We start from the raw sequence: 14,180 nt of genomic DNA, 5'->3' as shown, positions 1-14,180 counted from the left end.
TCTTGCTATTAAGAAAATACTGATTTATGATTAGAGATAACAAAAAGATTGATATCTAAGGACTAAATTAAGATGAATTTTAAGCAGCTAAAGTATTTTACCATTGTAGCCGAAGAAGGGCAGATCACTTCTGCCGCCAAGAGGCTCTACCTGGGTCAGCCGGCCCTAAGCTACCAATTGCGACAGCTGGAAGAAGAAATGGGGGCGAGACTTTTTATCAGAAAGCCCCATGGGATTGAATTGACCCAAGCCGGGAAAAAGTTTTATGCCTATGCCAGCCAGATCTTGCTTTTAGCCAAAAATGCCCAAACAGAATTATCCGACATTGAAACGGGAAAAAGCGGTACAATCAAATTGGGATCGGTGTCGTCATCAATTGGCGTTTTGCCGTCTCAAAAGCTGGTTGCTTTTGCCCAGGTTCATCCTGGACTTTCCTTTGACATCTATGAGGACAATACCTACGGCATTTTGGATAAGTTAGAAGACCGCTTGCTGGACTTAGCAATCATTCGGACGCCTTTTAACCGGACCAAGCTAAACAGCATCAAGGTCCTGGATGAGCCCATGGTGGCGGTCAGTCAAGGGGATTTGCCAGAAAATCTTAATTTGGGAAAATTGTCTAAATACCCCTTAGTCATCTACCGCCGCTTTGAAAATCTGTTTACCGAGACTTTTAACCAGGCAGGCCTTACGCCTCATTTTGTGGTCAAAAGCGACGACTCAAGAACCGCAATCCGCTGGAGCGACCAAGGGCTGGGCGTGGCTCTAGTGCCAGCCTCCATTGCCCAGGCTTATGCCCAGGGGAGGGTGAGAAAATTGACAATTCCAGCTTGGCACACCCAGCTGGAGCTGGTTTGGCTGAAAGACCAGGTTATAACGCCATTGATGAGTGATATTATTGATCTTTACCGGTAGGGTAATGGTAATGGTATAATGGAAAGTAAAAATTAAAAAGAAAGATAAAAGAAAGGTGGACAACAGATGGCAAAATTAACGCGAATTGAAGAAATCAACCTTATTTTGGACATTCAGGGGATGCTGGAAAAAGCAGGTAGCAATGAAAATGACAATCCGTGGGATCGTGTAGAAGCTAAACTGCAAGGGCTTGGCTATTTGCCAGGAGGAACAAAATGCAGTGAGCAAGAGATAAAAAAAGCCTACCTATGTCTACTTGCCAAACTAACTGATGATGCCTTAGCCCAATCCGGGAGAGGAAAAGTAGTTTACCAGATCAATTCTGAGGCTTTAGAACAACTAGGAGTGGCTCCTGATGAAGATCCTGACTTTTATCCAGATCTAATAGCCGATTTGAAAAAGAACATGGCTGCTTATGCCCAGATTGTATTGAGCTTTCAGTTGTGGCGGGAAAAATGGCAGCATGACTTAAGCGGGGAAGACTACCGGCAAAAGTTTGGCGATTTGGATCAAAGAAGAAGCAGGATTCACGATCATCTGCGTCAGCGTCTAGACCTGGTTAATTCTGAGGCCCGCGGCCAGGGCTTGCCACTGATTATCGATGTTGGCGAAAGCCGCGTTCAAGAGGTCAACCGGACGGATGTGGCCAATGCAATTTTAATCTGGTACCAAGAGCAAGTTAGTCAAGAATTGCATAAATAACAAAAAGATCGTTAGCTTTGCTAACGATCTTTTTTGCTTATTTTCTTATAGATTGGCTAATTGCAATTAGCTGCGAGCACTAGTCAGGTTCATCTTCTTTTCAAAGTAGTTCAGAAGACGGGTTAAGATAAAGGTAACCACGAAGTAGATGCACATGGTGATGAACAGCGGCATGACGCCCCGGTAGGTGGCAGTTTGTACCAAACCAGTTTCGTACATCAATTCACCAACCCCGATTACGGAAACCAGTGAGCTGTCCTTGGTCAGGGTGATGAATTCGTTGCCCAGAGCTGGCCAGATGTTCTTTAAGGCTTGTGGGAAGACTACGTAGCGGTAAGTCTTGGCCTTAGACAAGCCTAATGAACGTGCAGCTTCGGTTTGACCAGGGTCAACGGAGTTGATCCCGGAACGGATGTCTTCAGCCACGTAGGCCCCAGAGTTAAGCCCAATGGCGATAATCCCGGCAGCCAAAGCTGGCATGTTCTTGATCAGCATCCCCACGCCGAAGTAGACAAACATGACTTGAACCATTTGCGGGGTCCCGCGGAGGAATTCAATGTAAACAACAGCAATGGCGTGCAGGATTGGGTTGTTGGACAAACGCATCAAAGCGAAGATCACGCCCAGGATCAAACCGATCGTGATGGAGCAGATGGTGATGATCATGGTGTAGCCAAGACCGGTAGCGAAGTAGCTGGAGTACTTGATCATGGAGTTGGACTTCTTGCTTGAAGCAGACTTCATGGCCTTGGCAGCAGCTGGGATGTACTTCTTGTTAAAGAGGTCTTGCTTTTGGCACTTGTTGATAGTCTTGTTGATGGCGCTAACCAAGTCGCTTTGGCCCTTGGCAACGCCGACCGCATTGCCCATTTGGGCTTGGCTGAGGCTGGATTTAACCAGGGAAAGGCTTGAGTCGTTGGTCTTGTAGGTCTTGGCGTTTAATTCCCCTAAAAGAACTGCATCCACCTTGCCAGACTTTAAAGCCATTAAGAGGTTGGAAATCTTGGCTAAGCCCTTGACCTTGATATTAGCCTTAGAGGCACTCTTTTTCAAACTGGTGTATTGAAGAGACCCAGTTTGCGCCCCAACCGTCTTGCCCTTGAAGGAACTGGTTGAGGTGTACTTAGCCTTGTTGGTCTTGTTGATGACGAAGTAGTCAGACTTTTCGGCGTAGTAGATCTTGGAGAAGTCGATGCTCTTCTTACGTTCGCTGGTTGGGGTCATCCCGGAAATTATGACGTCGATCTTGCCCGTTTCCAAGGCCACCAGCAAGGAGTCAAAGTCCATGTTCTTGATTTCCAGCTTAACGCCCAAGTCTTTGGCAATTTGCTTGGCCAGTTCCACGTCGACGCCGACAAACTTGTTCTTGCCGTTGACGTTCTTGGTAAACTCCATTGGCGGGTAGTCAGCGGACATGCCGACCACGATTTTGCCGGAGTTCTTGATCTTTTTCATAACGGTGCCAGCAGCGACTTTTTTGCTGGCGGCTTCAGCTGAAGAGGTGAGGGGGCTGGCGGCCAGCCCCATTAAAAAGAGAAAAATAATGGTAAAAATTTTGATGAGTTTTTTCATGTTCTTGCCTCGGTTTATGCTTCTAGGATCTTGTTCAAAAAGTCTTTCAAACGGTCATTTTGTGGATGGTCAAAGACTTCATCTGGGCTGCCTTTTTCCAGCAGGTAGCCATCAGCCATAAACCAAACCTCATCGGAAACCTTGCGGGCAAAGCCCATTTCGTGGGTGACAACCACCATGGTCATGCCGGACTGGGCTAGTTCTTGCATGGTCTTTAAAACTTCGCCGACCATTTCCGGGTCAAGGGCACTGGTTGGCTCGTCAAAGAGCATCATGTCAGGACTCATGGCTAGCGCCCGGGCGATGGCGACACGCTGCTGCTGGCCGCCTGACAGGCTGGCTGGGGCATGATCTGCAAAGTCGTCTAAGCCAACCTTTTGCAAGAGCTTATGAGCCAATTTGGTAGCAGATGCATCATCCATCCCCTTGACCTTCATTGGTGCCAATTTGATGTTTTCGATGACGGACATGTTCGGGAACAGGTTGAAGCTTTGGAAGACCATTCCCATCTTTTGCCGCAGGTCGTCAAGCTGTTCTTCTTTTAAGTCGGTTAATTCTGTTCCTTCAAAAATAACCTGGCCACTGGTTGGCTTTTCCAGTAAGTTCAGACAACGCAAAAAAGTACTCTTCCCGGAACCAGATGGTCCGATAACCGTAATTACCTTGCCTTTTTCAATGACGGCGTTGACGTCCTTTAGGACTTCTTTTTCACCGTAGTTCTTCTTTAAGTGCTTAACCTCGATGATCTTGTTCATGTGCAATCCTTTTCTATGATCTAAGGCAAAGCTGACTCTGGCAAGCTGTTTGGCTAATTAGAAAGAGTACTTTTAAATTCTGTAATAAAGTTAATAAGATTAAAAAGATCATATAAGCATATTACTGGATAAAAGAGTGACTGATTAGACAGACAAGTCGCTAGGCAGCAGTGCCTAATTAACGATGTTTGCGAATTGGCTGCTAAAGCTTCATCAAAGAGATGATCTTTAGCTTTGTCTGTTGCTCCTAGTCCTCATGGTAATTTGCTCCAATCTGTTTAAGAAAAAAATAAAAAATAAGAAATTTACTTAGTTCTTTTATTAGTTTTTAATTTTAGACTAAATCTTAGTAAAATGCAAGAGGAAAAACAATTTTCATGAAAATTTGTCAAAAAGAGTGTAAAACTATTCTTTATTTATCATTTATGCATTTCACGTTAAAAAATAAATAAAATTCGGTCCAAGACTTAAGATTCTAACAAGGAGACCGGCAAATTCTTGAAAAAATAATTTTCTCTTGCTATCATTAATAGCCAGTAATAGCTAGGAGATGAATTTTATTGAAAAAAATCAAGAGGAGCGGAGGTGGAATCCTCAATAGGGCACTGACCCTCATCGCTCTGGTGGCAGTTTTAGCGGCAGGGGTCGTTATCGGCCAGCACCTACCCAAGCAAAGCAAGGATCAGGTGACGGTGGCGACGGTTTCGGCCAAGCTGGAAGATATTGCTGAGCTGTCAACGGAAAAATATACTTATACGGGCCTCTACAAAGTTTCGCAAGGGCAAATTCCTTTTATCACTAAGAAGGGCTTTACCATGGTCTATACGGCTAATTTTAAGGCGGGGATCAAGGTTAAGCAGATGAAGATCAAGGTCTCTGACCAGCAGGTGACCGTGACCCTGCCCAAAGCGGTGATCCTGTCGAAGGCGATTGACGCTTCTTCCATCAAGTTCTATGACCAAAGCTATGCCTTGTTTAACTGGAACAAGAAAGAAGACGTAACAGATGCTGAAGCAGCTGCTTTGAAGAAAGCGACCAAGCTGGCAAGGCAGGCAGGGATTACCAAGCAGGCCAACCAAAACGCCAAGAAGGTAGTCAAGCAGCTCTTAAAAGGGCAGCTGGATGGTAAAAAGTTAGTAATTCAAACCGCTTCCAGCAAATAGACAAGAGTAGACATTAAAAAAGGGCATAAAAAAAGACTTGCAGATGCAAGTCTTTTTTAGATCAATAACTAATTAAATTAGTCTTGAGCTGGGAAGAAGTCAAGGCGTTCGCCGTCGCCAAGTTGTTCTTCGATTCTAAGCAATTGGTTGTACTTTTCAACACGTTCTGAACGAGCTGGAGCACCAGTCTTCAATTGGCCACCGTTAGTAGCAACTGCGAAGTCAGCGATGAAGGTGTCACCAGTTTCACCTGAACGGTGAGAAATCATAGTGTTGTAACCGTGTTGACGTGAAATCCGGATAGTTTCCAAAGTTTCAGTTACAGTACCGATTTGGTTCAGCTTGATCAATGAAGCGTTACCTGCGCCTTCCTTGATAGCCTTTTCAAGCAAGCGTGGGTTGGTGCAGATAAAGTCGTCAAGAACGATTTGCAGACGGTCCTTGTGGCTTTGAGTGAACTTAACCATACCTTCAGTGTCGTTTTCGTCGTATGGGTCTTCCATTGAGATCAATTCTGGGAATTCTGCGAGCAACTTGTCGTAGTATTCTGCCAATTGGTCACCGTCAAGAACCTTGCCTTCCAGGTGGTACTTGCCGTCTTCCTTGTTGTAGTAGTATGAAGCAGCACAGTCGCAGGCGATAGCGATGTCTTCACCCGGAACGTAACCAGCACGTTCGATGGCTTCGTGCAATGCACGCAAAGCTTCTTCTGAGTCCTTCATGTTAGGTGCGAAACCACCTTCGTCACCCAAGCCAGTTTCGTAACCCTTTTCTTCCAAAACCTTCTTCAAGGTGTGGTAAGTGTTAACGATCTTTTCGAAGCCGTCACGGAATGAAGTCTTCTTAACTGGAGTGATCATGAATTCTTGGATGTCGATGCCGTTGTCAGCGTGTTCACCACCGTTGATAACGTTGTGGAAAGTTTGTGGCATTGACAAGTCAGTACCGCCAAGGTAACGGTAAAGAGGTTGGTGGGTAGCCTTAGCAGCTGCTACAGCAGTAGCCATGGAAGTACCCAAGATAGCGTTGGCGCCCAACTTACCCTTGTTTGGAGTACCGTCAAGTTCGATCATAGCCTTGTCGATAGCTGGTTGGTTGAATGGGTCAGCACCTTGTAATTCGTTGTTGATGGCAGTGTTAACGTTGTTAACAGCCTTCATAACACCCTTGCCGCCCAAACGTGAACCACCGTCACGCAATTCAACAGCTTCGTTTTCACCAGTTGAAGCACCTGATGGAACTTCAGCGCGGCCAACTACGCCGTTTGACAAAGTAACTTCAACTTCAACAGTTGGGTTACCACGTGAGTCAAAGATTTCTCTAGCATGAACGTTTTCAATAACAACCTTGGTCATTAAAAAATCCTCCTTAAAATACGCTAGTAGCTTGCTACCAGCAAGAGCATACGCTCTGTAATTATTTACAAGTTCATTATAGTATAAGTTTGTGAATCCGTAAACAGCGTATTTTTTGAAAGTGATTCCAAAAACGCTTTTTTACGCTTATTTTACTTTCTTAGGAAAAGATTTGACAAAAATCTCTGGAAGCGGTTCGCTAAAGATGCATTTTTGGCATGAAAAACTGTTAAAATAGAGGCAGAGGATCATGAGCTGATTGCAAAGTGAGGATTGAATAAAATGGAAAATGTAAGACTAATCGTGGACTCAAGCGCCAACACCTTGTCAGACCCAGCCCGCAACTTAGAGGTGGTGCCACTGACTTTGACTTTTGGCGAAGAGAACCTGCTTGACGATGAAAATTTAAATATCAGCGACTTTTTAACCAAGATGGAGGTCAACCAAGAAGCTGGCAAGACCGCGGCTCCCAGCATCCAGCGCTGGCTGGATGCTTTAGACGGGGCGGAGCAAGCCATTATCGTGACCATTACCAGCGGCATGTCGGGGACTTACTCGTCAGCCTTGCAGGCTAGAGATATTTACCTGGAAAGCCACCCCCTGGCCAAGATTATTGTGGTTGACTCCCGGTCGGCAGGGCCAGAGCTCGAGCTGATCATAGAAGGCATCGAAGAGATGCTGCAAGACCCGAAGCTGCGCTTTGCTGACCTAGAAAGCAAGATTGCTGAATACCGGACCAAAACGAGTTTGCTCTTTTTGTTACAATCTTTGAGAAATCTTTCCTTAAATGGTCGGGTGTCCCCAGCCGTAGCCAAGTTAGCTGGCCTACTCAAGATCAACCTGATTGGGACGGCCAGCGTCGACGGCGACTTAAAACCGTTGACCAAGGCCCGCGGGATGAAGAAGGCGCTCAAAGAGCTGGTTAAGCAAATGGAAGAAAATAAGTATCAAGGCGGCCGGGTGATTATCGATGAATGCGAAAACCTGACCGATGCTGAAAAGCTCAAAGAGCTGATTTTAGAAAAGTATCCAGATGCCAAGATTACCATTCGCCCGATGCGAGGGCTTTGTTCTTTTTATGCTGAACGCGGCGGCTTGATGGTGGCCTTTGTAAATGCATAGAGTTTAATAGTATATGAAAACGTCCAAGATGATTCTTGGACGTTTTTTCTTTTCTATTTTCTCTATTGCAAAAAAAGAGCAGCGTAGATGCTTTGAACGACCGTGAAGCAAAAGACCGATAAGGCAACTGCGCCTAAGACGTCTGAAGGGTAGTGGGCCCGCAGGTTTAAGCGGGAGATGACCACAAAGAGCCAGTAGACAATCAGGAAAATGCTAAAAAATTCTGGCAGGACCCGGCGAAGGAGGGCGTACAAGATGAGACACATCGTGGTTGCGCCTAAGACATGGCCGCTAGGGAAGCTGTATCCTTCTTCTTCAGATAAGTGGGCGTGGGGGCGGTTTCTCTTCACGATATGCTTGATGACAAAACCAGCCCCATCAGTAAAGCCTAAGGTTACCAAGGTCCACAGGGCTAAGGGATAGTTGCCATCATTTAAGAGAAGGCCTGCCAAGAGGACATCCCAAACAATCACTAATTTGGGCTCGTTGACAAAGGCAATGATTTTCCAAAAAATGTTTTTCTGCGTTTTTACTAATTTCTGGTGCAAGGCCTGATCGAAGCGGTTGAAGCTTGGTGAAAAAAGAATGTTGAGAATCAGCCACAGCAAGACGAAACCAGAGATGATTAATGAGATAATATCAATTCGCAAGTTTTCTCGTCCTTTTGCTATTCAAAGCCAGGAGTTCACCCAGCGTAAAAGTTCGGTATTACCGGAAATATTTTACACGTCGCAGAGAAGAAAAGCAACCTGCAAGAAAGCGGAAACAAAAGTGTGGCCTTTTCTTGATGAAACCGCTTGCTATTTTAGAAAAGGTTTGCTAAATTAATGGAGGCTAAAAATATCAGGACTTGGGAGTGTTCGATGCATATTTTTACAAGAGCCTTGAGATGATAGGAGAAAAAAGCGCAATGAAAAAAACGATCAAGATGATGGCTAAGCAGGTGATTCGGCGAGAGCTCTTGCCAGATTTATTGGCGAATGAAGCGTTAGAAGAGAAGGTTACCATCGATAATAATTACCGGATCAAGCCCAGCACCTTGTTTGCCTTTGACTGCCAGCTAAAGCCGATCCAGGATAAATACCAGACTGTGGTTTTTGATCAAGAAGAAGGACTAATTTTACTGGAAAAAATGACCACCCGCAGCCTCTTTTATCAGGCCTATAAGACAGCGCCCGACCGGGAATTGACCATCAAGAAGTTTCTTTCTCGCCTGTTAAACGTTACTGGTCAGCACGTTCAGGCCTTTGGCTCATATGCCTATTTTAGCTTCTTTTCCTTGAGAAACCGGCCTCTAGACTTGGTCAGCCTGCACCAGATGCGCCGTTTTGACTGCAGTCAGGAGATGGGACATTTCTTGACCCTGGACTGCCGCTATGCTTTTGAAACGCCCCTGCCAGCCAGAAAGGGCAGTGCTTGGACTCTTTTGCAGGATGCAATCACCTTAAATGCGGCATGCCTAGAGTTGCTGCGGCAAAGAGCCAGCATGTGGGGCTGTCAATTAAAGACTAGTCGGCAAAAGAGCCTATTAACCGACCCAGCCTACCAACGCTCTGATATCGTAACTTCTTTAAAAGAGGTCGATTTGTACCAGCTTTACCAAGAAGCTGACAGCAAGATTATCGATCTGTGTTCAGATTCTTTTTATCAAGAATTTGCCGACGAAATCGATAAAAAGTGCTGGAAGATCGGGGATTTGCATAACCTATTGGCTAAGTGCAGCCACAATTACATTGAGTTCAAATAAAAAAGCAGCCATGTGGCTGCTTTTTATATTTATTAGATTAAATCTTGCCCCTTCATCCAGCTCAGGAGGTCAACGATGTTTTGGTTGTCGCTGTCTTGAGCGGTAATGAAGCTGACATTTGAAGACAATTCGGTAATGAACGGAATTCTCTTTAAGTCGGCAAAGTTGTCATTAGACAGCTTGCCAACGTATGGCTGAATGGCGATGCCTTGGTGGGCCATGACCATCATGGCTTGGGCAACGACATTGTTGGCAAAGAAGATTCGGCTGTCTTTGCACTTTTGTTCAACCTTGTCCTGCATCAAGGTAATGAGCGGTGATGAACAGCTGAGGTCTAAGAAGACTAGGTCGCTGCCGTTTAAGTCCTCATCCGTCATTTCGTCCTTTTCAGCCAGTGGTGAGTCAGTTGGCACCAATACGCACCACTTGAGCTTTGCTACATTGTTGGTGTTGAAGATTGGGTACTTTGGCATGGCTTCCGGCGTTGACAAAACCAGGTCCAGTTCATGGGTAAACAGCTTGTCAAAAAGAGTACCGTTGTCGTCAACGTAGAATTCAATGTTGACATTTTCGTGCGTTGCCCGGTATTCCCGAACTAGGCGCGGCAAAATAATTTGTTCAGCTAAGTTGCCGCTTAAGCCGATTCTGATGGTGACTTGCCCTTCTGACAGGGCAATGCGCTTAGCCTTAGTAACGGCGGTGCGGTAGTCGTTTAAACCGTTCTTGATGCTGCTATATAAAGAACGGCCTGCTGAGGTCAGCAACATTCTGCGGCGGGATCTGCTAAACAATTGGTAGCCAAGCTGCTTTTCAATTGATGAAATTGCCAAAGAAACGGCTGGCTGAGACATGTTCATGTTCTGAGCAGTTTTTGTGAAGCTCTGCGTTTCAGCAGCGCTGACAAAAATTTCTAAGTGTTCGATTCTCAAGGTAGTGAGCTCCTCATTCTAAAAAGATTGAAATGTTTTATCAACATGCAAAGTGAACAAACAGTTCTGATATAATCATAAATCAATTCTAACTAAAAAAAAACACCTGTTATTAAAAAATTGATTAAATCTATCCAAAAATAGAGATTCCGGACTTGCACCGCTGTTGTTAACCTGAACTAACGGAAAGAATTATTCAAGAGCAAGATTTAGAATTGATACTATGACTAAACTTTATTGCGAAATTGGCTAAAATGCAAGCAAAATTCCCCATTTGCTGGAAAATTTTATCTATTTTTATAATTTGATTAATTGATGTAATTACTTAGGCAAAAATATGATAGAATTGTGAAGCACAAACTGACGAAGAGAGGTTTATTAATGAGATATGTTTTTAAGTACTTAAGCGACTATCGCAAAGAAAGCATATTGGCACCACTTTTTAAGCTTTTGGAAGCTTTATTTGACTTATTTGTGCCGATTGTCGTCGCCCGGATCATCGACCAGGGGATTAAGACCCATAACCAGCCATACATCTTTGGTCAAGTAGGCTTGTTATTTTTACTGGCCTTCTTGGGAATTGCGGCCAGCATCACGGCCCAGTGGTTTGCGGCCAAAGCCAGCGTGGGGATGGCGACCAAGCTTAGACAGGCCACTTTTGACAAGGTTGAAAGCCTCAGCTTTGCCAAAATTGACCAGCTATCGCCAAGTTCCTTAATTACCCGCTTGACCAGCGACATCAACCAAGTGCAGACCGGCTGCAACATGGCACTGCGTTTGCTCTTGCGGAGCCCCTTTATCGTTTTTGGCTCCATGATCGCCGCCTTTTTGATCAATGTCAAAGCAGCCTTGATTTTTTTGGTGGCCGTGCCGCTTTTGGCACTGGTCGCTTTTGGCATCATGCTGGTCAGCATCCCCTTATACCGAAAGGTACAAAAAAGCCTTGACGAAATTACCCGCCTAACCAGCGAAAACTTGACTGGTGTCCGGGTAATCCGGGCCTTTCGCAAGGAAAAGAGCGAAGTTGCCAAGTTTGATGCCAAGCTGACGGCCATGACCACGCTGAACGAGTTTGTCGGTCGTCTGTCGGTTGCCTTAAACCCGATTACCTACGTCATGATCAACCTGGCTATGATTGCCTTGATCTGGTTTGGCGGCCAAGAGGTTAACCAAGGCCAGATGGCTCAAGGGCAGGTGGTGGCTCTTTACAACTACCTGGCCCAAATGATCGTGGAACTGATCAAATTAGCCAGCTTGATCATCACCATTAACCGGGCCTGGGCCTGCGGGGACCGGGTTGGCCAGGTGCTGGCTACGGAAAACGATTTGACCTACCCAGAAAGTGGTGCTAAGCCTCAAGACAAGTCAATTAAGGTAGAAAACGTCAGCTTCACTTATCCCGGTGCTGGTGGGCCAAGTATTAGTCAGATTTCTTTTTCTGTTAAGCCTGGAGAAACCGTGGGCATCATCGGCGGGACCGGGAGCGGGAAGACTAGCTTGATTAGCCTCTTGACCCGCTTTTATGACGTGACCAGCGGCAACCTATTATTAGGCGGAAGAAAGGTTCAAGATTACAGCAAAGAAGACCTGCTTGCCCAATTTGCCCTGGTGCCGCAGAAAGCCCAGCTCTTTAAGGGAACGATCAGAGACAATCTGAAATACGCCAGCAGCCAGGCTAGCGACGCTGACTTGTGGGAAGCCTTAAAGGTGGCGCAAGCTGCTGACTTTGTATCCAGTAAAAAAGGCGGCCTTGACTTTGAGCTGGAACAAGAAGGACGGAACCTGTCCGGCGGGCAAAAGCAGCGCTTGACCATTGCTCGGGCTTTAGTCAAAAAAGCCGGCATCCTGCTGTTAGATGACAGCGACAGCGCCTTAGACTTAGCCACTTCTGCCAAGCTGCGCCAGAGCCTGGCCAAGCTAGATCCTAAGCCAACGACCATACTGGTTTCGCAAAGAGCCAGCTCAGTCATGCAGGCAGACCAGATCCTGGTTTTAGATGATGGAAAGTTGGCTGGACGGGGGACGCACGCCGAACTCTTGAAGAATAATCCAGTTTACCAAGAAATCTACTACTCACAGTTTCCTAAAGAAAAGGAGGGTGAATAATGGCAAATAAAAAGAAGCAACAAAGCAATGCCCAAAGCTGGCAGGCTATTGGCAAGGTCTTGAAGTTCATCAGCCGCTACCGTCTGCTCCTCTTTTTCAGTATCCTCTTGGCTGGCGTGTCCGTCTTGCTCCAGCTGTACGTGCCGATCGTCTTTGGGAATGCCATTGACCAGATTGTTGGTCCCGGCAGGGTAGACTTTGGCAAAATCACTGGCTACTTAGGCCAGATTGCCGTTTTGATCGCCTTGTCAGCGGCAGCTTCTTGGGTCATGGGCTTGATCAACAATAAGTTGATCTACCAAACCATCCAAGACATCCGCCAGCGGGCTATTCGGCAAATCCAGGTCCTGCCTTTGTCCTACCTTGATAGCCATTCAAGCGGGGATATTGTTTCCCGGATCATTGCCGACACCGATCAATTGTCAGATGGTTTGCTGTTAGGCTTTTCTCAGCTTTTTACCGGGGGTGTGACCATCTTTGCCACCTTGGTCTTCATGTTCTCAAAGTCCGTCTTGATCACCTTATTAGTGATTTTACTGACGCCGCTTAGTTTTGTAGTAGCCCATTTTATTGCTGGGCATTCTTATCAGATGTTTCGTCTGCAAAGCCAAACCCGGGGCGTTCAAACGGCCTTAATCGAAGAAATGGTCGGCGGGGTCAAGGTGGTTAAAGCTTTTGGCTATGAAGGCCGGGCTTCAAAGCGTTTTGCTAAGATCAATGAGCAGCTGCAAGAATACAGCCAAAAAGCCACCTTCTTCTCTAGTTTGACTAACCCAGCCACCCGTTTTATCAACTCCTTGATCTATGCCTTGGTGGCCTTAGCCGGGGCCTTGGCTATCATCAGTGGGCGCCTGACCGTGGGGGGGCTTAGTGCACTTTTAAACTATGCCAACCAGTACATGAAGCCTTTTAACGACATCAGTTCCGTCGTAACCGAATTGCAAAATGCGGCAGCTTGTGCCAGCCGGGTCTTTGAACTGATTGAGCAAGAGCCGGAAATCGATGCCGTCAGCTTGACTGGCAAGGAAGAGAAGCCAGGTCTAACTTTAGGAGCTGGAACAGTACGCTTAGACCATGTTGACTTTTCCTATACGCCTGACAAGCCATTAATCCGCGACTTTTACTTGACTGCCAAAAAGGGGATGCGGATTGCCTTGGTGGGGCCAACCGGCTGCGGCAAGACGACCACAATCAACCTCTTGATGCGCTTTTATGATGCCCAAGATGGCGACATCCTGATCGATGATCAGAGCATATACAGCGTCAACCGCTCGTCTCTCCGGGAAAAATTCGGCATGGTTTTGCAAGACACCTGGCTGGAAGAAGGCACGGTCAGAGACAACATTGCCTTTGGGAAGGAAGACGCCACTGATGAAGAGATTATCGAAGCTGCCAAAGAAGCTCACAGCTGGGACTTTATCAAGCGCTTGTCTCAGGGCCTTGATACTGAGCTCTTGGCTGATAGCCTAAGTGCCGGGCAAAAGCAGCTCCTCTGCATTACCCGGGTCATGCTGGTTAAGCCGCCAATGCTGATTTTGGATGAAGCCACTAGTTCGATCGACACCAGAACTGAAATGCTGATCCAGAAAGCATTTGACAAGCTGATGGAGGGGCGGACCAGCTTTGTGGTTGCTCACCGCTTATCGACAATCGTCAATAGTGACTTAATCTTGGTGATGAAGGATGGCCAGATTATTGAACGGGGCCAGCACGAAGACTTGCTCGCTAAAAAAGGCTTTTACTACAAGCTTTACAACAGTCAGTTTGCTAAATTGGCTTAAAAGCGCTAACTTAATATTTTCTGATAGGATCAC

Annotated in this window: 12 protein-coding genes; 7 read left to right on the top strand and 5 right to left on the bottom strand. The window is 46.1% G+C overall.

Features of this window, described 5'->3' with window-relative positions; genetic code table 11:
- The first annotated feature begins 72 nt into the window (after positions 1–72).
- Both FC20_RS00760 and FC20_RS00755 read left to right on the top strand, forming a co-directional pair.
- Positions 73–915, top strand: a complete 843-nt coding sequence (locus tag FC20_RS00760; protein WP_008459937.1) for a LysR family transcriptional regulator — start codon at positions 73–75, stop codon at positions 913–915.
- 66 nt (positions 916–981) lie between these two features.
- Positions 982–1,617: a hypothetical protein gene (locus tag FC20_RS00755; protein WP_008459938.1), complete on the top strand. Its 636-nt coding sequence runs from the start codon at positions 982–984 to the stop codon at positions 1,615–1,617.
- 66 nt (positions 1,618–1,683) lie between these two features.
- Here FC20_RS00755 and FC20_RS00750 read toward each other — a convergent pair whose 3' ends face one another.
- Together FC20_RS00750 and FC20_RS00745 are read right to left on the bottom strand one after the other, a co-directional pair.
- Entirely contained in the window at positions 1,684–3,189 is a 1,506-nt protein-coding gene (locus FC20_RS00750; RefSeq protein ID WP_039943124.1) for an ABC transporter substrate-binding protein/permease, read from the bottom strand.
- Positions 3,190–3,203: 14 nt separating this feature from the next.
- Positions 3,204–3,944 carry an amino acid ABC transporter ATP-binding protein gene (locus tag FC20_RS00745; RefSeq protein ID WP_008459941.1) on the bottom strand — a complete coding sequence of 247 codons (741 nt, stop codon included), beginning with the start codon at positions 3,942–3,944 and terminating at the stop codon, positions 3,204–3,206.
- Between the two features lie 560 nt (positions 3,945–4,504).
- Here FC20_RS00745 and FC20_RS00740 point away from each other — a divergent pair.
- A complete protein-coding gene (locus FC20_RS00740) occupies positions 4,505–5,107 on the top strand; it encodes a DUF4230 domain-containing protein (protein WP_008459943.1) in 603 nt (200 codons plus the stop codon).
- Positions 5,108–5,184: 77 nt separating this feature from the next.
- Here FC20_RS00740 and eno read toward each other — a convergent pair whose 3' ends face one another.
- The gene (gene eno, locus FC20_RS00735) at positions 5,185–6,462 is read right to left on the bottom strand and encodes a phosphopyruvate hydratase (RefSeq protein WP_008459945.1); all 1,278 of its coding nucleotides are present in this window, start codon (positions 6,460–6,462) and stop codon (positions 5,185–5,187) included.
- A 282-nt stretch (positions 6,463–6,744) separates the two neighbouring features.
- On the opposite strand from eno, the gene FC20_RS00730 reads away from it, so the two are divergent.
- Positions 6,745–7,584, top strand: a complete 840-nt coding sequence (locus FC20_RS00730; RefSeq protein ID WP_008459947.1) for a DegV family protein — start codon at positions 6,745–6,747, stop codon at positions 7,582–7,584.
- Between the two features lie 62 nt (positions 7,585–7,646).
- Here the strand turns inward: FC20_RS00730 and FC20_RS00725 are convergent, their stop codons facing one another.
- Positions 7,647–8,234 carry a phosphatase PAP2 family protein gene (locus FC20_RS00725; protein WP_008459949.1) on the bottom strand — a complete coding sequence of 196 codons (588 nt, stop codon included), beginning with the start codon at positions 8,232–8,234 and terminating at the stop codon, positions 7,647–7,649.
- 260 nt (positions 8,235–8,494) lie between these two features.
- Between FC20_RS00725 and FC20_RS00720 the strand changes: the two genes are divergently transcribed.
- Complete coding sequence (locus tag FC20_RS00720; protein ID WP_008459950.1) at positions 8,495–9,331, top strand: hypothetical protein; 837 nt, start codon at positions 8,495–8,497, stop codon at positions 9,329–9,331.
- Positions 9,332–9,363: 32 nt separating this feature from the next.
- Here the strand turns inward: FC20_RS00720 and FC20_RS00715 are convergent, their stop codons facing one another.
- Entirely contained in the window at positions 9,364–10,260 is an 897-nt protein-coding gene (locus FC20_RS00715; RefSeq protein ID WP_008459952.1) for a LysR family transcriptional regulator, read from the bottom strand.
- Positions 10,261–10,641: 381 nt separating this feature from the next.
- On the opposite strand from FC20_RS00715, the gene FC20_RS00710 reads away from it, so the two are divergent.
- Together FC20_RS00710 and FC20_RS00705 are read left to right on the top strand one after the other, a co-directional pair.
- On the top strand, positions 10,642–12,366 hold the full coding sequence (locus FC20_RS00710) for an ABC transporter ATP-binding protein (protein ID WP_008459953.1): 1,725 nt from the start codon (positions 10,642–10,644) through the stop codon (positions 12,364–12,366).
- A complete protein-coding gene (locus tag FC20_RS00705) occupies positions 12,366–14,147 on the top strand; it encodes an ABC transporter ATP-binding protein (RefSeq protein ID WP_056945275.1) in 1,782 nt (593 codons plus the stop codon). Before FC20_RS00710 ends, FC20_RS00705 begins: the two co-directional genes overlap by 1 nt.
- Positions 14,148–14,180 lie beyond the last annotated feature (33 nt).

Source organism: Lactobacillus equicursoris DSM 19284 = JCM 14600 = CIP 110162, from assembly GCF_001434815.1.
GTDB lineage: Bacteria > Bacillota > Bacilli > Lactobacillales > Lactobacillaceae > Lactobacillus > Lactobacillus equicursoris.
The sequence above is the reverse complement of the archived record's forward strand: the minus strand, read 5'-3'. Positions and strand labels throughout refer to the sequence as shown.

What these genes read in the sequence shown, in the direction of transcription:
- FC20_RS00760 (WP_008459937.1), top strand. Translation starts at nt 73, where the DNA reads ATGAATTTTAAGCAGCTAAAGTATTTTACCATTGTAGCCGAAGAAGGG.
- FC20_RS00710 (WP_008459953.1), top strand. Translation starts at nt 10,642, where the DNA reads ATGAGATATGTTTTTAAGTACTTAAGCGACTATCGCAAAGAAAGCATA.
- FC20_RS00750 (WP_039943124.1), bottom strand. Translation starts at nt 3,189, where the DNA reads ATGAAAAAACTCATCAAAATTTTTACCATTATTTTTCTCTTTTTAATG.
- FC20_RS00745 (WP_008459941.1), bottom strand. Translation starts at nt 3,944, where the DNA reads ATGAACAAGATCATCGAGGTTAAGCACTTAAAGAAGAACTACGGTGAA.
- eno (WP_008459945.1), bottom strand. Translation starts at nt 6,462, where the DNA reads ATGACCAAGGTTGTTATTGAAAACGTTCATGCTAGAGAAATCTTTGAC.
- FC20_RS00720 (WP_008459950.1), top strand. Translation starts at nt 8,495, where the DNA reads ATGAAAAAAACGATCAAGATGATGGCTAAGCAGGTGATTCGGCGAGAG.
- FC20_RS00755 (WP_008459938.1), top strand. Translation starts at nt 982, where the DNA reads ATGGCAAAATTAACGCGAATTGAAGAAATCAACCTTATTTTGGACATT.
- FC20_RS00705 (WP_056945275.1), top strand. Translation starts at nt 12,366, where the DNA reads ATGGCAAATAAAAAGAAGCAACAAAGCAATGCCCAAAGCTGGCAGGCT.
- FC20_RS00730 (WP_008459947.1), top strand. Translation starts at nt 6,745, where the DNA reads ATGGAAAATGTAAGACTAATCGTGGACTCAAGCGCCAACACCTTGTCA.